Here is a 24,978-nt window from a genome sequence, read left to right as displayed (position 1 = left end):
ACGTCTACGGAGGAAGAGTAAACCGGGATAAACGCTGAAGGAGGATAATCAGGTTATTGATAGATAAGATGAAAGGTAATATTGATGAGTTAACTGAGCTAAATACTGATAAAAATTATTTTGGTGGGAATTTTTTCACCGAGTAACCATTAATACCCCACCCCAGCCCTCCCCTTCGCAGGGGAGGGAGCCGAGCCTAAGGAATGGCGGCTTAGTCGCTGCCATTATCAATGTTTCAAGGTTCTTACAATGATGTTCTCTACACCAAAGACCGTTTTACATGTCCTTAGTGCAGAGATAATTCAAACTCTTCTATTTACCCACATCCCCGTTCCATCCGCCGCCCAGGGCAGCGATCAGCTTGACGCTGGTGACCATCTGGGTGCTGAGCAGTGACAGGACACTTTGCTGTTGGGTCAGGCTGGTATTTTCGGTCGTGGCGACGTCGAGATAGTCGATCATCCCGGCCTGATATTGGTTGTTGGTCACGCGGGCGGATTCTTTGGCGGAATCGGCGGCGTTCTGGCGGGCGACCAGTTCGCTGTCCAGCGTGTGCAGTTCGACCAGATAATCTTCCACTTCCTGCATCGCGGTTAACACGCTCTGGCGATAGCTGGCGACATCGGCGTCATACGCGGCTTCGGCTTGTGCCACTTTGCCACGGGTGGAACCGAAATCCAGTACCGTCTGGCTGAGTTCCGGTCCTAAAGACCAGACGCGGTTGGGCAGCGAGAACAGGTTGTGGAAGGCCGAACTGGCGAAACCGCCGCTGGCGCTCAGGGTCAGATCCGGATAATACGCGGCGGTCGCCACACCGACGGCGGCGTTGGAAGAAGCCATGGTGCGTTCGGCAGCCGCGATATCAGGACGGCGCTGCAACAGCTGTGACGGAATGGCATCCGGCATTGGCGGCAGGTTCAGTTTCACGTCGCGTGCCGCAAGGCTGAACTGTGCCGGTGGTTTGCCGATCAGCACGGCGATGGCGTGCTCAAGCTGGGCGCGCTGCCATTGCAGATCCAGCGCCGAGGCGTTGGTGCTTTCCAGCTGCGTCTGCGCCTGCGCCAGTGTGGCACGAGAGGTGTTGCCACCTTCATACTGGTTCTGGATCACGGTCAGATAACGCTGGTAGGCATCAATACTTTGTTTGTAGAGCGCGATTTGCTGATCCATCACCCGCAGCTGGAAATAATCCTGCGCCAGTTCGGCCTGCGCGCTGAGCGTCGCATCAGCCAGATCGGCCTTGCTGGCCTGCGCGCTGGCATCCTGCTCTTCTGCCGTACGGCGCAGTTTGCCCCACAAATCCAGCTCCCAGCTGGCACTCAGTTGTGCGGACTGGCTGTTGCTGGTGGAGGCGGATGTACCGCTGCGCGTGCTACCGACGGTGGCATCGACGGAAGGATACAGGTCGGAACGTGCCTGCGTGACCAGTGCCTGCGCCTGTCGGTATTGCGCGGCATATTGCGCGACGTTCTGGTTGGAAATCTGCACCTGTGTCAGCAGCGATGACAACTCAGGATCCTGATACACCGCCCACCAGTCGCCTTTGGCCTGATTGTCTTTCGGGATGGCGGCGGTCCAGCCTTTGGCTTCTTTAAATGCCGTCGGCATCGCCACGTCCGGTCGTTTGTAATCAGGGCCGACAGCACAGGCGCTGACCAGTAACGCCAGCGCCAGCGGGGCAAGACGGAACACCATAGAACGTGTTTTTTGCAGAGTCATCAGATTCGCTTCAGGGTAATGAGTTTCAGTGTGATCAGTCATGTGTACGGGCCTCCGGCGGCGGCGTGTGAGGACGCAGTCGCTGCCACAGACGGTGCGTCGCGCGGCTGGTGCGATCCATATACAGGTAAACCACCGGCGTGGTGAATAACGTCAGGATCTGGCTCAGCGCCAGACCACCGGCAATCGCCAGCCCCAGCGGGCTGCGCAGATCCGCGTCACCGCCGCTGCCCATCGCCAGCGGCAAGGCACCGAAGAACGCCGCCAGCGTCGTCATCAGGATCGGACGGAAACGCATCAGGCAGGCCTGCGTGATCGCCTGTTGTGGCGTCAGGCCGAGCCGCCGTTCGGCGTCGAGCGCGAAGTCGATCATCATGATCGCATTCTTTTTCACGATGCCGATCAGCAGCAGGATCCCGATCAGTGCGATCACCGTCAGTTGCGTTCCCGTGACCAGCATCAGCAACAGCGCGCCAAGCCCGGCAGACGGCAGCGTGGAAAGAATGGTCAGCGGGTGAATATAACTTTCATACAGCACGCCGAGCACGATATACACCGCCGCCAGCGCGGCCAGGATCAGCCAGGGCATGGAGCTGGCCAGCGCTTCAAATGCCTGCGCCGTACCGGCATAACTGCCATGAACGGTATCCGGTAAACCGATTTGCGCCATGGCCGTTTTCAGCGCCGCCTGCGCATCTTCCAGCGCATAACCGTCGGCGAGGTTGAAGGCAATCGTGGTGGTCGCCGTCTGTCCCTGATGGGAAACCGACAGCGGTGCATTCGCCCCGCTGAAAGTGGCAAACGCCGACAACGGCACCTGATTACCGGCATCCGTCACCACATACAGCTGATGCAGCACATCCGGATTACTGGTGTAGTCGGATGTCAGGTTCATCACCACGTGATACTGGTTCAGCGTTTTGTAAATCGTGGCAACCTGCCGCTGGCTGAAGGCGTTATTGAGCAGCGTGTCGATCATCTTCACGTTCACGCCGAGCTGCGTGGCGCGATCCCGGTCGATATTGAGCATGATCTCCTGCCCGCCGGTCTGCGCATCGGAATCCACGCCGGTCAGTTGCGGCAGTTTCGCCAGGGCTTTCTGCACTTTCGGCGCCCATTCACGCAGCACGGAAAGATCGTCAGATTGCAGGCTGTACTGATATTGCGCGTTGGCGCTGCGCCCGCCGATATGCAGATCCTGCGCGGCCATCAGGAACAGCTGCGCGCCCGGCTCTTTGCCGGTGGCCATCATCAGGCGGTTAGCCACCTGATTGGCGGTCGCGGTGCGTTTGTCGAAATCTTTCAGACGCACGAAGAAGGTGGCGGTGTTACGTGATCCGAAACCGCCGCTGCCCGCTGAACTCATGACGGCTTCCACCGCCGGATCATCCTGAATGATCTTGCTGTATTTCAGCACCTGCGGCTGGATCGACTGGAACGAGGTGTTCTGATCCGCACGCAACATGCCCATCAGCATGCCGGTGTCCTGATCGGGGAAGAAGCCTTTTTCCACCACGGTATACAGATAGAAATTGAGCAGGATGGTCAGGAACAAACCGACCAGCGTGATCAGCTGATGACGCATCACCCAGCCGAGCGCCGCAGAATACGCCGCCAGCAGTTTATTCAGCCCGCGTTCGATCATGCGGTAAATGCGTGGCTGACGTTTTTCCACCGGCGGTTTGCGTTTGAGGAAGCGCGCGCACAGCATCGGCGTCAGACTCAGCGACACCAGCATCGAAATGATCAGCGAGACGCTGAGCGTGACCGCAAATTCGCGGAACAGACGCCCGACGATGCTGCCCATCAGCAGGATCGGAATGAACACCGCGATCAGCGAGAGCGTCATCGACAGCACGGTGAAGCTGACTTCCTGCGCGCCTTTCAGCGCCGCCCGCACCGGCCCCATTCCCTCCTCGATATGCCGCGTAATATTTTCCAGCACCACAATGGCGTCATCGACCACAAAGCCGGTGGAGATGATCAGCGCCATCAGCGACAGGTTATCCAGACTGTAGCCGAGCAGATACATCACCGCGCAGGTGCCGATCAGCGAAACCGGCAGCGCCACCGCAGGGATCAGCACCGCATTCCAGTTGCGCAGGAAGACAAACACCACCGCGATCACCAGCAGCGTGGCTTCCAGCAGGGTCATTTCGGTATCCCGCAGGGAAGCCGACACGTTCGGCGAGCGGTCCAGCGCCAGATTAAGCTGCACGTCGCCGGGCAGGCTTTCTTTCATCAGCGGCAGCGCGGCCTTGATCGCCTCGATGGTTTCCAGCATGTTCGCGCCAGCCTGACGCGTCACACCAATCATTACCGACGGCGTGCTGTTGTAATAACCGACGTTGTATTTGTCTTCGACCGAATCGTACACATTGGCGATGTCGCTGAGGCGGATGGCCGAGCCGTTGATGTAGGTGACGATCAGCGTTTTGTACTGCGCGGCAGTACTTTGCTGGCCGTTGCCTTCAATCATCCACGACTGATCCGACCCTTGCAGCAGGCCCTTCGGCAGATTACTGGTGCTGTCGGCAATGGCGCTGCGAATGGTGTCGAGGGAAATCCCGTAAGAAGTGATCGCTTCCGGGCGCAAATCAATGCGCACGCCCGGCAGCGCGGAACCCACCAGCGAAACCTGGCCGACGCCGTTGACCTGCGCGATTTTCTGTTGCAGCTGGCTCGAGGCGATATCGTACAGCTCGCCTTTACTGCGCGTGGCAGAGGTCAGCGCCAGCATGATGATCGGCGCATCCGACGGGTTGGCTTTACGATAGGTCGGCAGCGACGGCATGCTGCTCGGCAGCAAGGCGCGGGAGGCGTTGATCGCCGCCTGTACGTCGCGCGCCGCGCCGTTGATGTCGCGATCCAGATCGAACTGCAAAATGACGCTGGTCGAACTTTGCGAGCTGCGCGAGGTCATTTCCGTCACCCCGGCGATTTGCCCGAGCGCCCTTTCCAGCGGCGTCGCTACCGTTGCCGCCATGGTTTCAGGACTGGCACCGGGCAGACTGGCGCTGACCAGAATGGTCGGGAAATCCACCTGCGGCAGCGGTGCCACCGGCAGCAGGCGATACCCGAGCAAACCGAGCAGGAGTATCGCCATCGTCAGCAGCAAAGTCGCCACCGGACGGAAGATGAAGAAACGCGAAATGTTCATTTATTCCGCCTGCTTCGCTGCGCGGCGATGACGCGGATTCAGACGGTGAGAAAGCCGGTCAAACATCAGGTAAATCACCGGCGTGGAGAACAGCGTCAGGATCTGACTGAAGATCAGACCGCCGACGATCACCAGCCCCAGCGGCTGACGCAGTTCCGCGCCGGATCCGCTCGCCAGCATCAGCGGCAGTGCGCCGAGCAGCGCCGCCATGGTGGTCATCATGATCGGACGGAAACGCAGTAGACACGCCTGATGGATCGCCTCACGCGGCGAGAGACCCTGCTTGTTTTCCGCATCCAGCGCAAAGTCGATCATCATAATGGCGTTCTTTTTCACGATGCCGATCAGCAGGATCACCCCGATCAGGGCGATCAGGCTGAACTCGGTACCGGCGAAGATCAGCGACAGCAACGCGCCCACCGCCGCTGACGGCAGCGTGGACAGAATGGTCACCGGATGAATAAAGCTTTCGTACAGAATACCGAGCACCACATACATGGTCAGCAGCGCGGCGAGGATCAGCCACAGCGTGTTGCCGGTCGCACTCTCAAACGACGCCGCCGCGCCCTGATAGCGCAAAGTAATACTGTCCGGCATGGCGATATCGGCCACGGTATCTTTAATGGCCTGCTGCGCCTGTTCCAGCGAGTAATCGTCTTTAAGATTAAACGACACGGTCACCGCCGGGAACTGGTTCAGGCGCGCCTGCAACAGAGCGCCGGTACGCATGTGGATTTTGGCGATCGACGTCAGTTTGATCATGCCGTTGGTCGCACCCGAATTCGTGGTCGGGTTACCGCTGTCCGATGTGGTGGACGTGGTCGTCGTGGTGGTCGCTGCCGTGCCGCTGGTCGAGGTGCTGTTGTTGGTCGCCAGATAGACATCGTCAAACGAAGCCGGTGACTGCTGGAACTGCGGCGCCACTTCCAGCACCACGCGGTACTGGTTCGCCTGGGTAAAGATGGTGGAAACCAGACGCTGACCGAAGGCGTTATACAGCGCGGTATCGACGTCAGAAGCGGTAATGCCGTAACGCGCTGCGGCGTCCCGATCCAGCTCCACATACGCGATCTGCCCCTGATTTTGCAGGTTGCTGACCACGTCGCTGAACTCCGGCAAGGCACTGAGTTTTTCAATCAGTTTCGGCGTCCATTCCACCAGATTTTCGCTGTCGGAATCATCCAGCGTGAACTGGTACTGGCTCGGCGTCACCTGATCGTCCACGGTCAGATCCTGCGAAGCCTGCATGTAAAGTGCAATACCCGGTACGCCGGCGGTTTCCTGCTTCAGACGTTCAATGATCGCCGGGGCACGTTCGCTGCGCTCATCAAACGATTTCAGGCTGATCTGCAAACGCCCGCTGTTCAGGCTGGTGTTATTGCCGTCCACACCGATGGTAGACGACACGCTTTCCACATCAGGATCGTTGAGAATAGCGGCGGTCAGTAACTGCTGACGGCGCCCCATTTCGCTGAAGGATACGTCCTGTGACGCCTGGGTGATCCCCTGGATCATCCCGGTATCCTGCGACGGGAAGAAGCCTTTCGGTACAATCACATACAGCAACGCGGTAAATACCAGAGTGGCGGCGGCGACCAGCAGAGTGAGCTTCTGGTGATTGAGCACCACGATCAGCATGCGGTCGTAACCGGCGATCATTTTGTCGAAGAACTCGCCGCCTTTGCGGTAAAACTTGCTCTGTTTTTCTTCCGGCGTATGGCGCAGTAAATAGGCGCACAGCATCGGGGTGAGCGTCAGCGACACCACCATCGACACCAGTATCGACACCGCCAGCGTAATGGCGAATTCACGGAACAGACGCCCGACCACATCGCCCATAAACAGCAGCGGGATCAGCACCGCAATCAGCGAGAACGTCAGGGAAATAATGGTGAAACCGATTTGCTGCGAGCCTTTCAGCGCCGCCTGCATCGGCGTTTCGCCCTCTTCCAGACGCCGCGAAATGTTTTCCACCACCACGATGGCGTCATCAATAACAAAGCCGGTGGCGATGGTCAGCGCCATCAGTGACAGGTTATTAAGGCTGAAACCGCACAGGTACATCACGCCGAAAGTACCGACCAGCGACAGCGGCACCGCAACGCTCGGGATCAGTGTCGCCGCGACATTGCGCAGGAACAGGAAGGTGACCATCACCACCAGCGCAATCGACAGCAGCAGTTCAAACTGAACATCGCTGATCGAGGCACGGATGGTTTGCGTACGGTCTGACACCACGCTGACTTTCACCGATTCCGGCAGGGCTTCCTGCAATTTCGGCAACTGCGCTTTAATGGCATCCACCACCTGAATCACGTTCGCGCCCGGCTGACGCTGCACGCTGATAATGATCGCCGGTTGCTTGTTCGCCCACGCGGAAAGGTACTGGTTTTCCGGCGCTTCGGAGAGCGTCGCCACATCCCGCAGACGCAGTGCCGCACCGTTTTCATAATTGACGATCAGGTTGCCGTATTCATCCGCGGTACGCAGCTGATCATTGGCATCAATGGTGATCGAATGGTTCGGGCCATCAAAGCCGCCTTTGGAGCCGTTGACGTTGCTGTTACCGATCAGCGTGTTGATGGTTTCCAGACTGAGGTTATGCGCCGCCAGCTTACGCGGATCCACCTGCACACGGATGGCAGGCTGATGGCCGCCCGCCAGTGTCACCATACCGACGCCGGAAATCTGCGACAGTTTCAGCGCCACGCGGGTATTCACCAGATCCTGCACTTTGGTCAGCGGCAACGATTCAGACGTTGCCGCCAGCGTCAGCACGGCGGCATCCGCCGGGTTCACTTTTTTGTAGGTCGGCGGGTTCGGCAGATCGCTTGGTAGCAGGCTGTCAGCAGCGTTAATCGCCGCCTGCACTTCCTGCTCGGCGACGTCGAGGGACAGATCCAGCGAGAATTTCAGCGTGATAATGGATGAACCGCTGGCGCTGGTGGAATACATCTGGCTCAGCCCCGCCATCTGCCCGAGCTGACGCTCAAGCGGCGCGGTGATGCCGGACGCCATCACATCCGGGCTGGCCCCCGGATACAGCGTGGTGACCTGAATGGTCGGATAATCCACCTGCGGCAGCGCCGAGGTCGACAGCATGTTGTAGGCGAAAATCCCCGACAACAGCACGGCGACCATCAGCAGAATGGTCGCGACCGGCCGGAGTATAAAGAGGCGTGAAGGATTCATTTAGACCCGCTGTCTTTACCGGCTGTGTTTTTGTCTGCATCAGGTGCCGTTTTGTCCGCGCCGGTGGTGGCTTTATCCACACCGCCGCTTTGCTCGCGGGCTTTAGACGAACCGTCTGCCGCCACAGCCTCACCGGCGTTTGGCGTGACAATCTCGACTTTGGTGCCGTTGTTCAGGCGGTCAATACCGGTGGTCACCACCTGCTCGCCCGGCTTCACGCCGGAGAGGATCGCCACCTGATTGTCGCCAAAGTCCGGCCCGGATTTCACGCTGCGGCGTTCAATGGTGTTGTCGGCTTTCACCACATACACGAAGTCGCCGTCGCTGCTCAGCTGCAATGCCGCCGCCGGGATCACCGTCGCGTCTTTCAGCGTCGCGACCTGTAAGCGGGCATTCACAAACTGGTTCGGATAGAGTTTTTCATCGGCGTTATCGAACAACGCTTTCAACTTGATGCTGCCGGTGCTGGTATCAATTTCGTTGCTGATAAATTGCAATTTGCCCTGCCCGAGCACGTCGCTGCCCGTCTGATCAAAAGCCGTGGTCGGCAACTGATTGCCGCCGCGCAGGGCTTTGAGCAGGGTTTGTAAGTTGCTTTGCGGCACGCTGAAGGTCACGGCAATCGGCTGCGTCTGGGTGATGGTAACGATGCCGGTGGTGGAACTGCTGGTCACCATGTTGCCCGGATCGACAAGACGTAACCCCACATGCCCGCTGACCGGCGCGGTAATTTTCGCGAACTCAAGATTCAGTTTGGCGGCGGCGATTTGGGCCAGATCGGCTTTCACCGCACCGGCGTACTGACCGGCGGTCGCAATCTGGCTTTCCAGATCCTGACGCGCGAGGGAATCCTGCGCATACAATTTGCGGTAACGCGCCAGCGTCAGCTCGGCACTTCTCGACAGCGCCTGATTCTGGGCTAAATCGCCCTGATATTGTTCCAGCGTGGCCTGATAGCTGCGCGGATCAATCTGCGCCAGCAACTGGCCCTGCTCCACTTTCTGCCCTTCGGTGAAATACACCTTCATCAGCTGGCCGTCGACCCGGCTGGTCACCGTCACCGTGGCGTTCGCCACCACCGTGCCCAGCGCACGCAGATAAACCGGCACATCGGCCTGCGTGGCTTTTCCGGCCTGCACCGGCGTTGCCATTCCTGCCATCATCTGGCCGCGCACCGCGCGCATACCGCTACGGCCCGGTTTTTTATGGGCAGAGGGATCAGAGGCACTTTGATGGAAAGCAAAAAACCAGACCAGGATCGCAGCAACGATAATGGCAACGATAACCCACACGAAGGTGCGCTTTTTGGAACGAGACGAGGCAGTCGGCAGCATAAATTTCTTGGTTTCGCAGTATTAATGAGGAGAAAACAGCTGAAAAATGACCTTCAACCAGAGATTTTCAATATCAGTCAAAAAACCATTATCCCTGAAAAGCCCCTGTGGCTGTTTTTAGGACAACGTAAAGATTTCGTTAGCAATTAAGAATTTCTATTTCATTCAGCAGGATGAATTATACCCGCTAATTTATCCCTTCATGGCCTGTCATGTTAAGAACTAAATGAGAATGAATATTGAAGAAGGGGGCAGAAAATTATCAGGAAGTGTCAAGCTACGCCGGAATTTTGTCAGGAAAACGCAGACTTAGGAGAAAAATAAATCTGCCGCGCCACCCGAACGGGTGATAAAACCAGCGGTAAATACTGAAAATACCACTTATTGATAATTTATATTGTTTGCCTCGACCACGGCTTGATATGGTGAAATTTCTGATTGTTTTTCATCTTCATGGCAGGGACTCAGGCGAATGCAGACAAAATTTCAATCCAGACCGGTGATAGGGGTAACACTCGACAGTGAGGAGGCCGGGGGCTATGCCGATTTTCCGTGGTATGCGTTACGACAAAATTACATGAACAGTCTGGCAGAGCTGGGCGCCGTGCCGCTGGCCTTGCCACATCACGCCGCACTGGCCGATGAATATCTGGCGTTGTGCGACGGGATTGTCGTCACCGGCGGCGCGTTTGATGTTCCGCCTGAACTCTTTAATGAGCAACAGACCAGCGATCAGGTTCGCCTGAAACCCGCCCGCACCGAATTTGAAAAAGCCATCGTCAAAGGGGCCATGCAACGCAATATGCCGCTGCTGGGGATCTGCGGCGGTCAGCAACTGCTGGCGGTTCTGACCGGTGGCACGCTGCATCAGCACATTCCCGATGCGCTGCCCGATGCCCTTGAACACAGCACGACTGTTGATACTGAAAACGCGGGCGGCAAAAAGCGCGCGCGTCATGCGGTGGAGATTGTCGAAGGCACGCTGCTCAGCCGCTCGGTAGATCGCGACCATTACGAGGTCAACAGCTCGCACCATCAGGCAGTTAAATCGGTCGGCCCCGGTTGTATCGTCAATGCGTACGCGCCCGACGGCGTGATCGAAGGCATTGAATGTGAAGGCTATGATTTCTGCCTTGGCGTGCAATGGCACCCTGAATATCAGCAACATGCGCAGGATACCCAACTGCTTAATGCCTTTGTTACCGCCGCTGCCCGCTATCAGCAGGGAATGCGCGTCGCGGGTAAAGCGATGAGTGAAGCCATGAACGAGGTGATTGGCCGTTCCGGGAACGAACCGGCATGAATCAGGCAGAACTGAAAGCCCGCACGGAACAGATATTGCGGGATCTGCATATCGACCCGGCGGTGATCGCTCACCGTACGTTGCCCTACTTCGAAGAAGTAAGTGAGCACTTACTGGAGGATGTGGAAACTGATCCTGAAACCGGTAAAACCTACCGCCTGATCGCCCCCGCCTCCGCCGCCTGGCATAAGATGAAACAGCAGGCTGCCGCCGACGGCGTGGAGATTTATCTGGTCTCTGCTTTTCGCAGTCTGGATTATCAGGCCGGGTTACTGCGTAAGAAGCGGGATCAGGGAATTTCTCCGGCCGTCTTCTTCACCTCGCTGGCGCCCCCCGGATGCAGCGAACATCACACCGGCTGCGCGGTCGACATCAATACCCCCGGCTGCGATGAAGTGACTGGCGTGTTCGGCGAAACTGAGGCTTTTCAGTGGTTGCAGGCCAACGCCGCTGGCTTCGGTTTCGTGATGTCCTTCCCGCTGAACAACCCGTGGGGCTTCATTTATGAGCCGTGGCACTGGTGCTGGCATCCACAATAAAATACAGTGACCTGCTTCTCAGTTTCCATCACTAAAATTGTCGCCGAAACATTTATCTGTTAGGCCAGTTTTCTGTTCCATTTTTCGAACAAATAAAACACACTATGCCCTCAACAGACGTCTGCCCGACAGATGTCTGATCCCAACATCATTCTTATAAGTCATAAATTTCAATGCAATCAGATACCGTTTCGCGCAGGACAGCATGGCTCCGCGTTGTGATGATGGCTATTGCCGCGTTCATCTTCAACACCACTGAATTCGTGCCCGTCGGATTACTTTCCGATATCGCCGCCAGTTTCAACATGAAGACCGCACAGGTCGGGCTGATGCTGACCATCTACGCCTGGGTAGTGGCGCTGATGTCACTGCCGCTGATGCTGCTGACCCGCAATGTTGAGCGAAAACGGTTACTGATCGTCATCTTTGTGATATTCATCGCCAGCCATATTCTTTCGGTTGTGGCCTGGGATTTCTGGAGTCTGGTCGCCTCGCGCGTCGGTATCGCCCTCGCCCATGCGATTTTCTGGTCAATTACCGCGTCGCTGGCCATCCGCGTCGCCCCTGCCGGTAAAAAAACGCAGGCGCTCAGTATGTTAGCCACCGGCACCGCGCTGGCGATGGTGCTCGGTTTACCGCTCGGTCGCCTGATCGGCCAGTATCTTGGCTGGCGCACCACCTTTATGAGCATCGGCATCGTTGCGCTGCTGACGCTGATTTGCCTGATCAAACTGCTGCCACCGTTACCGAGTGAACATACGGGTTCACTGAAAAGCGTGCCGATGCTGTTCCGTCGTCCGGCGCTGGTCGGCATGTATCTGCTGACTGCACTGATAGTGACCGCTCACTATACGGCATACAGCTACATCGAGCCGTTTATCCAGACCGTCGCCAGTATGGGTGAAAACTTCACCACCTTCCTGCTGCTGATTTTCGGCGGCGCGGGCATCCTCGGCAGCATTGCGTTCAGCGTGCTCGGCAACCGCTTCCCGGCGGCGATGCTCAGCGGCCCGATCCTGCTGGTCACCCTCAGCATGTTGCTGTTATTTGTGGCGGTGATGAATCCGGTCGCTATTTCAGTCCTTTGTGTGATCTGGGGGCTGGCAATGATGATTATCGGCCTGGCACTGCAGGTGCGTGTACTGGCGCTGGCGACAGACGCTACTGACGTCTCAATGGCGCTGCTGTCCGGCATCTATAACATCGGTATCGGCGCGGGCGCGCTGATCGGTAATCAGGTGAGTCTGCATCTTGAAATGAGCCACGTCGGTTACGCCGGTGGCCTGATTGGCTGCGTGGCCTTCGTGTGGTGTCTGACGATTTTCAAACGCTATCCGCAGCTGAAGGTGACGAACTGACACCTGAATGTGAAAAGAAAACCGGCATATCTGCCGGTTTTTTTATGCCTGTATGTTCAATTGATTAGCGCAATAACTTCAGATTTCCGGTCAGTGATTTAATCCATTTTTCCGGCCCGACCAGACCCACGCCATCGAGTACTTCATCGTATAAATCCCGCAGCGGAAACGTCATTTCGTATTGCTCAAACTGATGCATCGTGCGCGCAAATGCCGGGAACGGCACCACGCTGCGCTCGCCTGCTGCGTCCAGCGCCTTAAACATCAGCGCCTTAATGTGATCCGGCGTTGCCTGCAGAACGGGCAGCGGAGTTTTAGAGATAGTATCGGTCGTGACGCCCTTTGCATCCGTCAGTGAACTGCCAGCCAGCATCGGAAATTTTGCTGCTAATCCGATGCCAATTACGCCAGCCGTGTTCGCCAGTAATCCCGGTGGAAGCTCCGCGTTGAGGATAATTGCCACCCGCAGGTTGTCTGCCATTTTGTACGCCCTTTTCATCATTATTGATGACAAAAATGATAGCGGCCGGCCGCTGGAAGGTGCTTTCTTTTTGCGCGGTAAAATGCCCTAATCTGGTTATTCCTTTCTGAAAATCACACATATAAGGCAGATTATGTCCGTAGCTGAAATTTCACCGGCAGACCTTCGCATTCTTAAACAACTTCAGAAATCAGGCAGAATGACCAATCAGGAGCTGGCGGAAAAAGTGGGCATGGCAGCCTCACCCTGCTGGCGGCGCATGAAACAGCTGGAAGACAGCGGCGTGATCACCGGTTATCAGGCAAACATCGACCGGAAGAAAATCGGGCTGGGGCTGCTGGCGTTTATCCGGGTAAAAATCGACAGCCACAGCGAGGAAGATGCGCAACGTTTCGAGCAGGAAGTCGGCGCTCTGCCTCCGGTGATTGCCTGTTACGCGATTGCCGGTGACGCGGATTTTATGTTGCAGGTGGTCACAAAAGATCTCGACAGTTTTTCCAGCTTCGCGATGGAAGTGGTGCGGCGTTTACCGGGCATTAAAGAGATGCAGACTTCGTTTGTGCTTCGGGAAGTGAAACCGCTGGATGTGTTGCCGCTGGAGGGGATTTAAGGACATTCGAGGGTATGGCAAAATGCTGAACGATGTTGAATAAAACACTTCCTGGCCAACATGACAAGTAGATAGTTATGCGATAAAATTTACATAAATATGCAAAATGTCTTTTACCCGACGCCGGTTTTGCGATATCAATATAGGCATTGAAACCTTTAGCAGACAGACCCAATTCATACAGGATTTAACCGATGACAACTATTCTCAAGCACCTTCCTATCAATCAGCGTGTGGGTATCGCTTTCTCCGGCGGTCTGGACACCAGCGCAGCACTGCTGTGGATGCAGAAAAAAGGCGCTATCCCTTATGCCTACACGGCCAACCTGGGTCAGCCTGATGAAGAAGATTACGATGCCATTCCGCGTAAAGCGATGGAGTACGGTGCAGAGAAAGCTCGCCTGATCGATTGCCGCAAGCAACTGGTTGCCGAAGGGATTGCTGCTATTCAGTGTGGCGCGTTCCATAACACCACCGCAGGTGTCACTTACTTCAACACCACCCCGCTGGGTCGTGCCGTCACCGGTACTATGCTGGTTGCCGCGATGAAAGAAGACGGCGTGAATATCTGGGGTGACGGCAGCACGTACAAAGGTAACGATATCGAGCGTTTCTATCGTTACGGCCTGCTGACCAATGCTGAACTGAAAATTTATAAACCGTGGCTGGATACCGACTTTATCGATGAACTCGGCGGCCGTCATGAGATGTCCGAGTTTATGATTCAGTCCGGTTTCGACTACAAAATGTCGACTGAGAAAGCCTACTCCACAGACTCCAACATGCTGGGCGCGACGCACGAAGCCAAAGATCTGGAGTTCCTCGATTCCGGCGTCAAAATCGTTAATCCGATTATGGGCGTGAAATTCTGGGACGAGAATGTGGTCGTGAAAGCGGAAGAAGTGGTTGTCCGTTTTGAACGCGGTTATCCGGTTGCACTGAACGGCGTGACCTTTGACGACAGCGTTGAGCTGATGATGGAAGCCAACCGCATCGGTGGCCGTCACGGTCTGGGCATGAGCGATCAGATTGAAAACCGTATTATCGAGGCCAAAAGCCGTGGCATCTACGAAGCCCCGGGAATGGCGCTGCTGCACATCGCTTACGAGCGTCTGCTGACCGGTATTCACAACGAAGACACCATCGAGCAATACCATGCGAACGGCCGCGTGCTGGGTCGTCTGCTGTATCAGGGCCGTTGGTTTGATCCTCAGGCTCTGATGCTGCGTGACTCCGCTCAGCGTTGGGTCGCCAGCGAAATCACCGGTGAAGTGACACTGGAACTGCGTCGCGGCAACGACTACACCATCATGAATACCGTGTCTGAGAACCTGACCTACAAACCAGAACGTCTGACCATGGAAAAAGGCGATTCCGTGTTCTCACCGGATGACCGTATTGGTCAGCTGACCATGCGTAACCTGGATATCACCGATACCCGTGAGAAGCTGCAAAACTACGTTGAGACAGGCTTGCTGACTTCTTCTGCCTCTACCGGTTTACCGCAGGTGGATAACAACAATCTGCCGCGCGGATTGCAGGTAAAGAATAAGTAATTGCTGTTGGTGTAAACCATTTGCTAGAACTTGCATGGATCCGTTCCTTGCTCCTCCCCCTGCGAAGGGGGAGGCTGGGAGGGGGTTTAGCAAATCATAAAATAGTCGATATTTCCGCATTGCGATCTGACCTTAATACCCCACCCCAACCCTCCCCTCCGCAGGGGAGGGAGCTGGCCGAATTCTTACGCGGCAACCGTGCTTGAAAGCCTTCATGTTTCTTCTCTCCCTGCGCAGTATAGGCAGCTGATTTGCATCGACTTTTAGTTTTTGATTCAAAAATTTAAATGTGCAGAAACGACGTACAGGAAATATGACTAAACCAAGTGGATAAGAACGGAATTGATGTAATAATTATATATAAATTCAATGAATTGCAATGATCTACAGGGATTGCAGGCGTGCTCCTCCCCCTGCGAAGGGGGAGGCTGGGAGGGGGTTTAGCAAACCCTAAAATAGTCGATATTTCCGCATTGCGATCTGACCTTAATACCCCACCCCAACCCTCCCCTTCGCAGGGGATGGAGCTGATTTGCATCGTTTTTTAACTTTTGAGTTCGAAATTTAGACATGCAGAAACGTCGTACAGGAAATACGAATAAAAGAGAGTAGGTAGTGGATTTTTGAGAGTAGTGAACAGATTTGAGGAAGAAGCTTTTGGAGCGGGTGAAGGGAATCGAACCCTCGTATGCAGCTTGGGAAGCTGCCGTTCTACCATTGAACTACACCCGCATCGGTGTGCGACTGGCATTATAACCGGTTACGACGGCGGAGCAAGGCGTGATTGCGGATAAGCGCTGGAGTTTTAAGCAGTTAGCATGTGGCGTGATCTGCAGCATGAAAAAGGGCGCCGGAGCGCCCTTTTGTTGTTTCTGAGGAAACTTATTTCTGTGTCTGCGGACGCATTGCCGGGAACAGGATAACGTCGCGGATGGTGTGGCTGTTGGTGAACAGCATAACCATACGGTCGATACCAATGCCCAGACCGGCAGTCGGTGGCAGGCCGTGTTCCAGCGCTGTCACGTAGTCTTCGTCATAGAACATCGCTTCGTCGTCGCCTGCATCTTTCGCAGAAACCTGATCAGCAAAACGCTGTGCCTGGTCTTCTGCATCGTTCAGCTCGGAGAAGCCGTTACCGATTTCACGGCCACCGATGAAGAATTCGAAACGGTCAGTGATTTCAGGGTTCTCGTCATTACGGCGCGCCAGCGGAGAAACTTCTGCCGGGTACTCAGTAATGAAGGTTGGCTGGATCAGCTGTGCTTCTGCAGTTTCTTCGAAGATTTCAGTCACGATACGGCCCAGACCCCAGCTCTTCTCGATGTTGATACCGATAGATTCTGCGATAGCGGTCGCTTTAGCCAGATCGTCGAGATCAGCGACGTTGGTTTCCGGACGGTATTTGCAGATCGCTTCACGCATGGTCAGTTTGGCGAAAGGCTTGCCGAAATCGAAAGTCTGCTCGCCGTACTGCACAACGCTGCTGCCCAGAACGGACTCCGTCAGGGTGCGGAACAGGGTTTCGGTCAGAACGATCAGGTCTTTGTAATCCGCGTACGCCATGTAGAGTTCCATCATGGTGAACTCTGGGTTGTGACGCGGAGAAACGCCTTCGTTACGGAAGTTACGGTTGATTTCGAATACGCGATCGAAGCCGCCAACAACCAGACGTTTCAGATACAGTTCCGGCGCGATACGCAGGTACATGTCGATGTCGAGCGCATTATGGTGAGTAATGAACGGACGTGCCGCTGCGCCACCAGGGATCACCTGCATCATCGGGGTTTCGACTTCGATGAAGCCGTTTTCCACCATGAAGCTGCGGATACCCGACATGATCTGAGAACGGATCTTGAAGGTTTTACGGGAGTCTTCGTTAGCGATCAGGTCGAGGTAACGCTGACGGTAACGCGCTTCCTGATCCTGCAGGCCGTGGAATTTGTCCGGCAACGGACGCAGCGCTTTGGTCAGCAGACGCAGTTCAGAACAATGGATCGACAGTTCGCCGGTCTTGGTTTTGAACAGTTTACCGGTCGCACCCAGGATATCGCCCAGATCCCATTTTTTGAATTGCTCGTTGTAGATGCCTTCCGCGAGGTCATCACGCGCAACGTAAAGCTGGATACGGCCGCCGACATCCTGCAGGGTGACGAAAGACGCCTTGCCCATGATACGGCGGGTCATCATACGGCCACCCACGGTGACTTCGATGTTTAATGCTTCCAGTTCTTCGTTGGTCTTTTCGCCATATTTCGCATGCAATTCATCAGAGATGCTGTCACGACGGAAATCGTTAGGGAAAGCGATACCGGATTCACGCAGTAAAGCCAGCTTCTCACGACGAGATTTCAGCTCGTTGTTAAGATCTGGTACGTTTTCTGCGCTTTGCGCTGCTGGTTGTTGCTCAGACATTTTGGTTCCTCATAACCCGGCTTTCAAACTTGCCTCAATGAATTTATCCAGGTCGCCATCCAGTACGGCCTGCGTATTTCGCGTTTCGACACCCGTGCGTAAATCTTTGATACGGGAATCGTCCAGCACGTATGAACGAATCTGGCTGCCCCAGCCGATGTCAGACTTGTTGTCTTCCAGCTGCTGTTTGTCCGCATTTTTCTTTTGCATCTCATACTCATAAAGCTTCGCACGCATCTGCTTCATGGCCTGATCTTTGTTTTTATGCTGGGAGCGGTCGTTCTGACACTGGGTCACAATGTTGGTCGGAAGGTGGGTAATACGTACCGCAGATTCCGTTTTGTTGACGTGCTGACCACCCGCACCGGACGCGCGGTATACGTCGATACGCAGGTCGGCAGGGTTAATTTCGATTTCGATATCGTCATCCACTTCCGGATACACAAACGCGGAACTGAAAGACGTATGGCGACGGCCGCCGGAATCGAACGGGCTTTTACGCACCAGGCGGTGAACGCCGGTTTCTGTACGCAGCCAGCCGAATGCATAATCACCGATGATCTTGATGGTGGCAGATTTAAGCCCTGCGACTTCACCGTCAGACTCTTCGATCACTTCAGTTTTGAAACCCTTGGCTTCTGCCCAGCGCAAATACATACGCAGCAGCATGCTCGCCCAGTCCTGCGCTTCCGTACCACCGGAACCGGCCTGAATGTCGAGGTAGCAGCTCGCGCTGTCGTATTCGCCGGAGAACATGCGACGGAATTCCAGCTGTTCCAGTTTGGCGGTCAGAACATCGAGTTCGGCAACCGTTTCGTTGAAGGTGTCTTCATCATCGGCTTCAACAGCCAGTTCCAGCAGGCCGGTCACATCTTCCGCGCCCTGCAACAACTCATCGATGGTTTCAACGATAGCTTCCAGTGAGGAACGTTCTTTGCCCAGCGCCTGTGCGCGTTCTGGCTCGTTCCAGACGTCCGGCTGTTCCAGCTCGGCGTTTACTTCTTCGAGGCGTTCTTTCTTGGCATCATAGTCAAAGATACCCCCGAAGAACGACTGTCCGCTCGGACAGGTCCTGAATGCGGTTTTTAACCGGATTAATTTCAAACATGATTTTTCGCGTCTTACGTTAGATTCGGAGTTGGCCCAATGCCATTCGAACCGCCGATTCTAACGGAATTAGCGGTCTTTTTATAGCAAGGAGCCGTTTTTTTGCAGGGTTTATTGCGGGCGAAAATCGCTTATTTCGGCCATAAATGTTCGATGATCAGCTGAACGCTACGATTTCCCCGAAATTCATTGATATCCAGCCGGTAAGCAAGCTGCACTTCGCGGATGCTGCTGTCCGGCCAGAACGTCGGATCGATATTAAAGGCAATGCCGTCGAGCAACGGGCCGCCGCCGACAGGCTCAATCATCAGCTTGAGATGACGCTCTTTCAGCAGCTTTTGTTGCAGGATGCGGAACGTACCGTCAAACGTCGGTTCCGGGAACGCCTGTCCCCACGGACCGCCGTCGCGCAGCATCTCCGCGGTATCAATCGTCAGCTCACGGGCGGAAAGCTCGCCGTCCGACCAGACCACCCCTTCCAGATGGGAAGGATCCAGCCATTCGCCGACCAGCCCGGCGAACTTGTCGCGAAACTCGTCGAATTTACTTTCTTCCAGCGACAAACCGGCGGCCATCGCATGACCACCAAACTTCATCATCAGACCGGGATTGAGCGTATCGAGACGCTCCAGCGCATCGCGCATATGCAAACCGGCAATCGAACGGCCGGAACCTTTCAGAATGCCGTCCCCTGCCGGTGCGAACGCAATGACCGGCCGGTTAAACCGTTCTTTCAGGCGTGATGCCAGAATGCCGACCACGCCCTGATGCCATTCCGGATGGTACATCGCCAGCCCGAACGGCAGTGCGTCAGTGCTGCGCTCCAGCTTGTCACACAACGCCAGCGCTTCGACCTGCATGCCCTGCTCTATCTCGCGGCGGGTCTGATTCAGCGCATCCAGATCACTGGCCAGCGCGCGCGCCTGTCCGATGTCTTCGCTGAGTAACAGCGCGACACCGACCGACATATCATCGAGGCGTCCGGCAGCATTCAGCCGTGGTCCGAGCGCAAAACCCAGGTCACTGGCACACAGCGTGCGGGCTTCGCGCCCTGCCACTTCAAGGAGCGCGCGGATCCCCGCCCGGCATTTTCCGGCACGGATGCGGTTCAGCCCCTGATACACCATGATGCGGTTATTGGCATCGAGCGGTACGACGTCCGCCACCGTGCCGAGCGCCACCAGATCCAGATGTTCCGCCAGATTGGGGATCGCCAGGCCGTTTTGCTCAAACCAGCCACTTTCACGCAGTGCACTGCGCAGCGCCAGCATCAGGTAAAACGCCACGCCAACACCCGCCAGCGATTTGGAGGGAAACTCGCAGCCGACCAGATTCGGGTTAATGATCGCTTCGGCATCCGGCAATGTTTCGCCCGGTAAGTGGTGATCGGTGACCAGCACCTGAATGCCTTTTTCGTGGGCAAGTGTCACGCCCGCGTGGGAAGAAATGCCGTTATCAACGGTGAGGATCAGCTCCGCACCGCGCGACGCCGCCTGTTCGACGACTTCCGGGCTGAGGCCATAGCCGTCTTCAAAACGGTTCGGTACCAGATAATCCAGATTCCCGCAGCCCATGCTGCGTAACGACAGCAGCGTCAGCGCGGTACTGGTTGCGCCATCGGCATCAAAATCGCCGACGATAATAATCCGCAGACGATCAGCCAGCGCTTTTTGCAGCAAGGCGACGGCGGTATCGATGCCATCGAGCTGCTGATACGGCAGCATGCCGCGCACGCCGCGCTCCAGCTCCTGACTTTGGGTCACACCACGGGCGAGATACAGGCGGCGTAACAGCGGGGAGAGTTCGGCGGGAAGATCCACGCCAGTCGCCGCCTCACGGCGGCGAAGTTGAGTCTGCAAGGTCACGAAAAATCAACCACCGGTTTTATGTGAAGGATCCTGCTGGTCGAGCATAGCGGCCATTTCTTTTGGCGGCTGATAACCAGGGATCAACGTTCCGTCTTCCAGCACGATGGCCGGAGTACCTGTCACCCCGAACTGAACGCCCAGCTCAAAGTGTTTCGCAATATCACTGGTTTTGCAGGTCGCAGGCGTGATGTCATCGCCACGCATTGCCGCATCAAAACTGGTCTTGCGGTTGCCCGTACACCAGATCGACTGCATGTCTTTCTCGGTTTTGGAATTCAGCCCCTGACGCGGGAACGCCAGATAACGCACAGTAATGCCGAGATCGTTATAGTCCTGCATCTGCTGATGTAACTTGTGGCAATAACCGCAGGTGATATCAGTAAACACGGTAATCACGTGTTTTTCGTTTTTGGCTTTATAGATGATCATCTCGCTTTGCAGCGCATCCATCTTTTTCACCAGGGCTTTGTTGGTGACATTCACCGGATGATTACCGCTGACGTCATACAGCGGGCCCTGCAAAATATGTTTACCGTCGTCGGTGATATAGATTGTGCCGCTGTCGGTCGATACCGCACTCAGCCCGGTTACCGGCGTAGGCTGGATCCCGGCACTGCTCATGCCCAGTTTACCCAGCGTGGCTTTGATTGCGGCTTCGTCAGCATGGACCGCGGAGCTCATACACGCAGCCAGAAGTGTCAGCAGCATTAAACCTTTTTTCATCATGTCGTCCTTTTTCTCCGGCACATTACGCACGGGGATGATGTTGTTGATGTAGCAGTTTGAGTCGTTCGGTCGCTACATGGGTATAGATTTGTGTTGTCGATAAGTCACTGTGACCTAACAACATTTGCACGACGCGCAGATCCGCACCGTGATTCAATAAGTGGGTTGCGAAAGCGTGGCGCAGAACGTGGGGGGACAAGCGTTCCGCATCAATGCCCGCAAGGATCGCATAGTGTTTGATGCGATGCCAGAACGTCTGGCGTGTCATTTGCTGCGCCCGGTTGCTGGGAAACACGATATCCAGTGACTGACCGTTAAGCAGCCACGGCCTGCCGTGTTCGAAATAATTTTCGATCCAGTACACCGCTTCTTCGCCCATCGGCACCAGCCGCTCTTTGTTACCTTTACCGATAACCCGTACCACACCCTGCCGCAGACTGAGATCGCTGAGCGTCAGCCCGACCAGTTCGGAAACCCGCAAACCGGTGGCGTACAGCAGTTCGAGCATGGCTTTATCCCGCAGTTCAAGCGGCACATCGACGCTCGGCGAGGCCAGTAAGGCGTCAACCTGTGCCTCACTGAGATCTTTGGGCAGACGCTGCGGGAGTTTTGGGGAAGACAGCAACGCGGTCGGGTCGTCCTGACGTACGGATTCGCGGTTCATGTACTGAAAGAGACGACGCATGGCGCTGAGCAACCGCGCAGAACTGGTTGCCTTGTATCCGCCTTCAATCCGTTCGGAGAGGAAAGACTGTAAGTCTTCGGCGCTGACCTGCAGCAGATCCGTGTTGTTGTGATGCAGCCAGCCCAGCAGGGATTTCAGATCCTGACGGTAAGACGACAACGTATTTTCCGCGAGATTGCGCTCGATCCAGAGCATATCGAGAAACTGCTCGGTGAGGCTCTGATCGGCCTCGTTAACCGCTTGTGTCACCTGCTCAGGCGTAACATCCTGAGGGCTCACATTGTCTTGTTTTGGCATTCCGACTCCTCTTACTCACGACGGCCATTATGCCTTTCATGCGCCCAAATCTGCTACACTGCCTGCCATTCGTATTCTGATAACGTTATGGCAGCAAGTATGAAGATTGGACTTTTCTACGGTTCCAGCACCTGTTACACCGAAATGGCGGCGGAAAAAATCCGCGATATTTTGGGCGAAGAACTGGTCGATTTGCACAACATTAAAGATGTTGATCCCGACAGAATGGAAGACTACAGCATCCTGATCCTCGGCATCCCGACATGGGATTTTGGCGAAATCCAGGAAGACTGGGAAGCGGTCTGGAATCAGCTTCCGACGCTGAAATTACGCGGCAAAATCGTGGCCATGTATGGTATGGGCGACCAGCTCGGCTACGGCGAATGGTTCCTCGACGCGCTCGGCATGCTTTATCATCAGCTGGTGCCCCTTGGCGTACGCTTCATCGGTTTCTGGCCGACAGAAGGCTTTGAATTTACCAGCCCGAAACCACTGAGCGCCGATGGCAAACATTTTGTCGGCCTGGCGCTCGACGATGTGAATCAGTTCGATCTCACCGAAGAACGCCTGCAACAGTGGTGTGAACAAATCCTGCTGGAAATGGACGCCCTGCTGTAACGCCTGCCTTTCAGAACCGTCAAAAATGACAGTACCTCAGCCCGGTCTGACCGGGCTGTCGGGCAAGTTACTGAGCAAAATCTGCCGCAACCGCCGCCACTCTTCCAGACTCATGCTGTCCGATGCCAGCCATAACCGCTGCCTTGAACTGCGCATCGCCTGTGCCAGCCCGCCTTTGCGTTTTTCACGACGCAGGGAAAGCAGCACGCCACTGCTTATCATCCACACGGGCTGTTTAATCTGCCATTCATGACCGCGCCATAACAGACGGTGATCCTCCAGCAGAATAATTTCGCCGGTGCGCGCCGTAATACGCCGCTGGCTGCGGATGCATTCAAACAGCACCAGCAACAGCAGCGTCATCCATACCGGCCAGTAACCTGCAGGCCAGGGTGCCAGCAAAATCAGCAACATCACTGCACCATAACTTCCCAGTGAAATCAGCTGACTGCGCCAGGACACCCTGAGATCACATCGCCACAGGGCCACGGGCTTTGTTTCGTGTCTGAATGAGTGCAACCATGCGCTGCAATTCGCTGTCTTTCGGCTCGCCGTGGTTCATCAGCCAGTTGAATAAATCAGGATCATCGCAGGTCAGAAGACGCACAAAGACTTCTTTGTCGGTCTCGCTCAGCGAATCATATTCGTATTCGAAGAACGGCATGATGGAGATATCCAGCTCGCGCATGCCGCGACGGCATGCCCAGTGAACGCGTGATCGATTATTAATATCCAGTGGGTTTTTGCTTTCCATAACGAGACTCTTCTTTTTGGGATACAGAATGAGAATTCTTTTATATAGAAAGCGATTCTAACAGCCCGTTGCGCCTGCACGTAACTTTTCAGTGCCCTGATTTGTCAATCTACGTGATGTGCCGGAAAACCTGATGCAAACCTGTTGCCTGCCTGACATTCTCTGGAAGGCATCCCGTAAAAGGCACCAATAACTGTTTTCAAAGCCGGTGGGCTCTTTTACCATGAGGCATCAGTCACATTTCATAGACCGGGATTAGACAATGGCTAACGAATTTCCCTTTCCACCGCAAAAACCTTCAGCGTCTTCCCACCTGCCGCTGACATTAATTTCTCTGGAAGACTGGGCATTGGTGACAATGACCGGCGCAGACACGGTGAAATATCTGCAAGGGCAGGTCACCGCAGATGTCGATGCGCTGGCGGCGGATCAGCATATTCTCTGCGCGCACTGTGATGCCAAAGGGAAAATGTGGAGTGATTTGCGACTGTTCAAACGTGGCGACGGCATGGCGTTTCTTGAGCGCCGTAACTTGCGTGACGCACAGCTCACGGAAATGAAGAAATACGCGGTATTTTCCAAAGTCACCTTCGCCGCCGACGATGATGTGGTGTTGCTGGGCGTGGCGGGTTTTCAGGCCAGTGCCGCACTGACAGGGCTTTTCTCAACGTTGCCGACGGCTGAACAGCAGGTTGTACAACAAGATGAAACCACGTTGCTGCATTTCTCCCTGCCCGCAGAACGTTATCTGATCATCACCAGCCCGGAAAAAGCCCGTCAGGTGGTGGAAGAACTGGGTGAACAGGCGCAGCGCAACGACAGTCAGCAATGGCTGGCGCTGGATATTGAAGCCGGCTTCCCGGTCATTGATACCGTTAACGCCGTCCAGTTTATTCCTCAGGCCACCAATATTCAGGCGCTCGACGGCATCAGTTTTAGCAAAGGCTGCTACGCCGGACAGGAAATGGTCGCGCGGGCGAAATACCGTGGCGCGAACAAGCGCGCACTGTACTGGCTGGCCGGTAAAGCCAGCAAAGTGCCCGCCCCGGCAGACGATCTCGAACTGCAACTGGGTGAGAACTGGCGTCGTACCGGCACGGTTCTGGCAGCGGTTCAGCTCAGTGACGGCACCCTGTGGGTTCAGGCGGTGCTGAATAACGATCTGGACGCCGATGCCACCCTGCGTGTACGCGACGATGCCACCAGCCAGCTGAGCATTCAGCCGCTGCCGTATTCGCTGGAAGAAACTAAGTAACACT

General features: G+C 55.6%; 20 protein-coding genes and 1 tRNA gene. 8 read left to right on the top strand and 13 right to left on the bottom strand.

Going from position 1 to position 24,978, the window contains the following annotated elements:
* Positions 1-312: 312 nt before the first annotated feature.
* The 4 genes from J9880_RS11560 to J9880_RS11545 are packed head-to-tail and all read right to left on the bottom strand — an operon-like array spanning position 313 to position 9,405.
* Entirely contained in the window at positions 313-1,761 is a 1,449-nt protein-coding gene (locus tag J9880_RS11560) for an efflux transporter outer membrane subunit (protein WP_119822877.1), read from the bottom strand.
* Positions 1,754-4,879, bottom strand: coding sequence for an efflux RND transporter permease subunit (locus J9880_RS11555; RefSeq protein ID WP_095923290.1), 3,126 nt, complete (start codon positions 4,877-4,879; stop codon positions 1,754-1,756). Before J9880_RS11555 ends, J9880_RS11560 begins: the two co-directional genes overlap by 8 nt.
* On the bottom strand, positions 4,880-8,071 hold the full coding sequence (locus tag J9880_RS11550) for an efflux RND transporter permease subunit (protein ID WP_095923293.1): 3,192 nt from the start codon (positions 8,069-8,071) through the stop codon (positions 4,880-4,882).
* Positions 8,068-9,405, bottom strand: coding sequence for an MdtA/MuxA family multidrug efflux RND transporter periplasmic adaptor subunit (locus J9880_RS11545; protein WP_232769352.1), 1,338 nt, complete (start codon positions 9,403-9,405; stop codon positions 8,068-8,070). The genes J9880_RS11550 and J9880_RS11545 overlap by 4 nt, the downstream gene beginning before the upstream one ends.
* Between J9880_RS11545 and J9880_RS11540 the strand changes: the two genes are divergently transcribed.
* The 4 genes from J9880_RS11540 (at position 9,304) to J9880_RS11525 (ending at position 12,605) form a co-directional block, all read left to right on the top strand.
* Positions 9,304-9,555, top strand: a complete 252-nt coding sequence (locus J9880_RS11540; protein WP_165497984.1) for a hypothetical protein — start codon at positions 9,304-9,306, stop codon at positions 9,553-9,555. The two genes, J9880_RS11545 and J9880_RS11540, sit on opposite strands and share 102 nt — an antisense overlap.
* A gap of 322 nt (positions 9,556-9,877) precedes the next feature.
* Positions 9,878-10,708 (top strand): gamma-glutamyl-gamma-aminobutyrate hydrolase family protein, encoded by an 831-nt coding sequence (locus tag J9880_RS11535; protein ID WP_232769351.1) that lies wholly within the window; start codon positions 9,878-9,880, stop codon positions 10,706-10,708.
* Complete coding sequence (locus tag J9880_RS11530; protein ID WP_232769350.1) at positions 10,705-11,247, top strand: M15 family metallopeptidase; 543 nt, start codon at positions 10,705-10,707, stop codon at positions 11,245-11,247. The genes J9880_RS11535 and J9880_RS11530 overlap by 4 nt, the downstream gene beginning before the upstream one ends.
* Positions 11,248-11,420: 173 nt before the next feature.
* Complete coding sequence (locus J9880_RS11525; RefSeq protein ID WP_095923304.1) at positions 11,421-12,605, top strand: sugar transporter; 1,185 nt, start codon at positions 11,421-11,423, stop codon at positions 12,603-12,605.
* Between the two features lie 64 nt (positions 12,606-12,669).
* On the opposite strand, the gene J9880_RS11520 is transcribed toward J9880_RS11525, so the two are convergent.
* Complete coding sequence (locus tag J9880_RS11520) at positions 12,670-13,086, bottom strand: DUF2000 domain-containing protein (RefSeq protein ID WP_232769349.1); 417 nt, start codon at positions 13,084-13,086, stop codon at positions 12,670-12,672.
* Between the two features lie 133 nt (positions 13,087-13,219).
* Here J9880_RS11520 and J9880_RS11515 point away from each other — a divergent pair, with 133 nt between their 5' ends.
* Both J9880_RS11515 and argG read left to right on the top strand, forming a co-directional pair.
* The gene (locus tag J9880_RS11515; RefSeq protein ID WP_232769348.1) at positions 13,220-13,696 is read left to right on the top strand and encodes an Lrp/AsnC family transcriptional regulator; all 477 of its coding nucleotides are present in this window, start codon (positions 13,220-13,222) and stop codon (positions 13,694-13,696) included.
* Between the two features lie 194 nt (positions 13,697-13,890).
* Positions 13,891-15,252: an argininosuccinate synthase gene (gene argG, locus J9880_RS11510; protein ID WP_112290320.1), complete on the top strand. Its 1,362-nt coding sequence runs from the start codon at positions 13,891-13,893 to the stop codon at positions 15,250-15,252.
* A gap of 658 nt (positions 15,253-15,910) precedes the next feature.
* Here the strand turns inward: argG and J9880_RS11505 are convergent.
* The 6 genes from J9880_RS11505 to xerD all read right to left on the bottom strand — a co-directional run bounded on the left by J9880_RS11505 (position 15,911) and on the right by xerD (position 22,347).
* A tRNA-Gly gene (locus J9880_RS11505) sits at positions 15,911-15,984 on the bottom strand.
* A gap of 150 nt (positions 15,985-16,134) precedes the next feature.
* Positions 16,135-17,664 (bottom strand): lysine--tRNA ligase, encoded by a 1,530-nt coding sequence (lysS, locus tag J9880_RS11500; RefSeq protein WP_095923353.1) that lies wholly within the window; start codon positions 17,662-17,664, stop codon positions 16,135-16,137.
* Positions 17,665-17,673: 9 nt separating this feature from the next.
* A protein-coding gene (prfB, locus tag J9880_RS11495; protein ID WP_015696003.1) for a peptide chain release factor 2 occupies positions 17,674-18,772 on the bottom strand; the annotation gives its coding sequence in 2 pieces (ribosomal slippage) (positions 17,674-18,696 and positions 18,698-18,772; 1,098 coding nt in all).
* 130 nt (positions 18,773-18,902) lie between these two features.
* Positions 18,903-20,636 (bottom strand): single-stranded-DNA-specific exonuclease RecJ, encoded by a 1,734-nt coding sequence (gene recJ, locus J9880_RS11490; RefSeq protein WP_095923355.1) that lies wholly within the window; start codon positions 20,634-20,636, stop codon positions 18,903-18,905.
* Between the two features lie 6 nt (positions 20,637-20,642).
* Complete coding sequence (gene dsbC / locus J9880_RS11485; RefSeq protein ID WP_095923357.1) at positions 20,643-21,362, bottom strand: bifunctional protein-disulfide isomerase/oxidoreductase DsbC; 720 nt, start codon at positions 21,360-21,362, stop codon at positions 20,643-20,645.
* A 25-nt stretch (positions 21,363-21,387) separates the two neighbouring features.
* Entirely contained in the window at positions 21,388-22,347 is a 960-nt protein-coding gene (gene xerD, locus J9880_RS11480; protein WP_095923359.1) for a site-specific tyrosine recombinase XerD, read from the bottom strand.
* Positions 22,348-22,446: 99 nt separating this feature from the next.
* Here xerD and fldB point away from each other — a divergent pair, with 99 nt between their 5' ends.
* Positions 22,447-22,965 (top strand): flavodoxin FldB, encoded by a 519-nt coding sequence (gene fldB / locus J9880_RS11475; protein WP_095923361.1) that lies wholly within the window; start codon positions 22,447-22,449, stop codon positions 22,963-22,965.
* Positions 22,966-23,001: 36 nt separating this feature from the next.
* Here fldB and J9880_RS11470 read toward each other — a convergent pair whose 3' ends face one another.
* Together J9880_RS11470 and sdhE are read right to left on the bottom strand one after the other, a co-directional pair.
* Positions 23,002-23,454, bottom strand: coding sequence for a protein YgfX (locus J9880_RS11470; protein WP_232769347.1), 453 nt, complete (start codon positions 23,452-23,454; stop codon positions 23,002-23,004).
* On the bottom strand, positions 23,435-23,701 hold the full coding sequence (gene sdhE / locus J9880_RS11465) for an FAD assembly factor SdhE (protein WP_095925209.1): 267 nt from the start codon (positions 23,699-23,701) through the stop codon (positions 23,435-23,437). Before sdhE ends, J9880_RS11470 begins: the two co-directional genes overlap by 20 nt.
* A 280-nt stretch (positions 23,702-23,981) precedes the next feature.
* Here sdhE and ygfZ point away from each other — a divergent pair, with 280 nt between their 5' ends.
* Positions 23,982-24,974 (top strand): tRNA-modifying protein YgfZ, encoded by a 993-nt coding sequence (gene ygfZ, locus J9880_RS11460; protein WP_095923366.1) that lies wholly within the window; start codon positions 23,982-23,984, stop codon positions 24,972-24,974.
* Positions 24,975-24,978 lie beyond the last annotated feature (4 nt).

This window comes from Rahnella victoriana (assembly GCF_021276285.1).
In the GTDB taxonomy this organism is placed as follows: domain Bacteria; phylum Pseudomonadota; class Gammaproteobacteria; order Enterobacterales; family Enterobacteriaceae; genus Rahnella; species Rahnella victoriana.
This window is presented reverse-complemented; position numbering and strand designations above follow the sequence as displayed.

Bases quoted from the DNA above. Each gene is read 5' to 3' on its own strand.
- J9880_RS11560 (WP_119822877.1), bottom strand. From the start codon at position 1,761: ATGACTGATCACACTGAAACTCATTACCCTGAAGCGAATCTGATGACT.
- J9880_RS11555 (WP_095923290.1), bottom strand. From the start codon at position 4,879: ATGAACATTTCGCGTTTCTTCATCTTCCGTCCGGTGGCGACTTTGCTG.
- J9880_RS11550 (WP_095923293.1), bottom strand. From the start codon at position 8,071: ATGAATCCTTCACGCCTCTTTATACTCCGGCCGGTCGCGACCATTCTG.
- J9880_RS11540 (WP_165497984.1), top strand. From the start codon at position 9,304: ATGGAAAGCAAAAAACCAGACCAGGATCGCAGCAACGATAATGGCAAC.
- J9880_RS11545 (WP_232769352.1), bottom strand. From the start codon at position 9,405: ATGCTGCCGACTGCCTCGTCTCGTTCCAAAAAGCGCACCTTCGTGTGG.
- J9880_RS11535 (WP_232769351.1), top strand. From the start codon at position 9,878: ATGCAGACAAAATTTCAATCCAGACCGGTGATAGGGGTAACACTCGAC.
- J9880_RS11530 (WP_232769350.1), top strand. From the start codon at position 10,705: ATGAATCAGGCAGAACTGAAAGCCCGCACGGAACAGATATTGCGGGAT.
- J9880_RS11525 (WP_095923304.1), top strand. From the start codon at position 11,421: ATGCAATCAGATACCGTTTCGCGCAGGACAGCATGGCTCCGCGTTGTG.
- J9880_RS11520 (WP_232769349.1), bottom strand. From the start codon at position 13,086: ATGGCAGACAACCTGCGGGTGGCAATTATCCTCAACGCGGAGCTTCCA.
- J9880_RS11515 (WP_232769348.1), top strand. From the start codon at position 13,220: ATGTCCGTAGCTGAAATTTCACCGGCAGACCTTCGCATTCTTAAACAA.
- argG (WP_112290320.1), top strand. From the start codon at position 13,891: ATGACAACTATTCTCAAGCACCTTCCTATCAATCAGCGTGTGGGTATC.
- lysS (WP_095923353.1), bottom strand. From the start codon at position 17,664: ATGTCTGAGCAACAACCAGCAGCGCAAAGCGCAGAAAACGTACCAGAT.
- dsbC (WP_095923357.1), bottom strand. From the start codon at position 21,362: ATGAAAAAAGGTTTAATGCTGCTGACACTTCTGGCTGCGTGTATGAGC.
- xerD (WP_095923359.1), bottom strand. From the start codon at position 22,347: ATGCCAAAACAAGACAATGTGAGCCCTCAGGATGTTACGCCTGAGCAG.
- fldB (WP_095923361.1), top strand. From the start codon at position 22,447: ATGAAGATTGGACTTTTCTACGGTTCCAGCACCTGTTACACCGAAATG.
- ygfZ (WP_095923366.1), top strand. From the start codon at position 23,982: ATGGCTAACGAATTTCCCTTTCCACCGCAAAAACCTTCAGCGTCTTCC.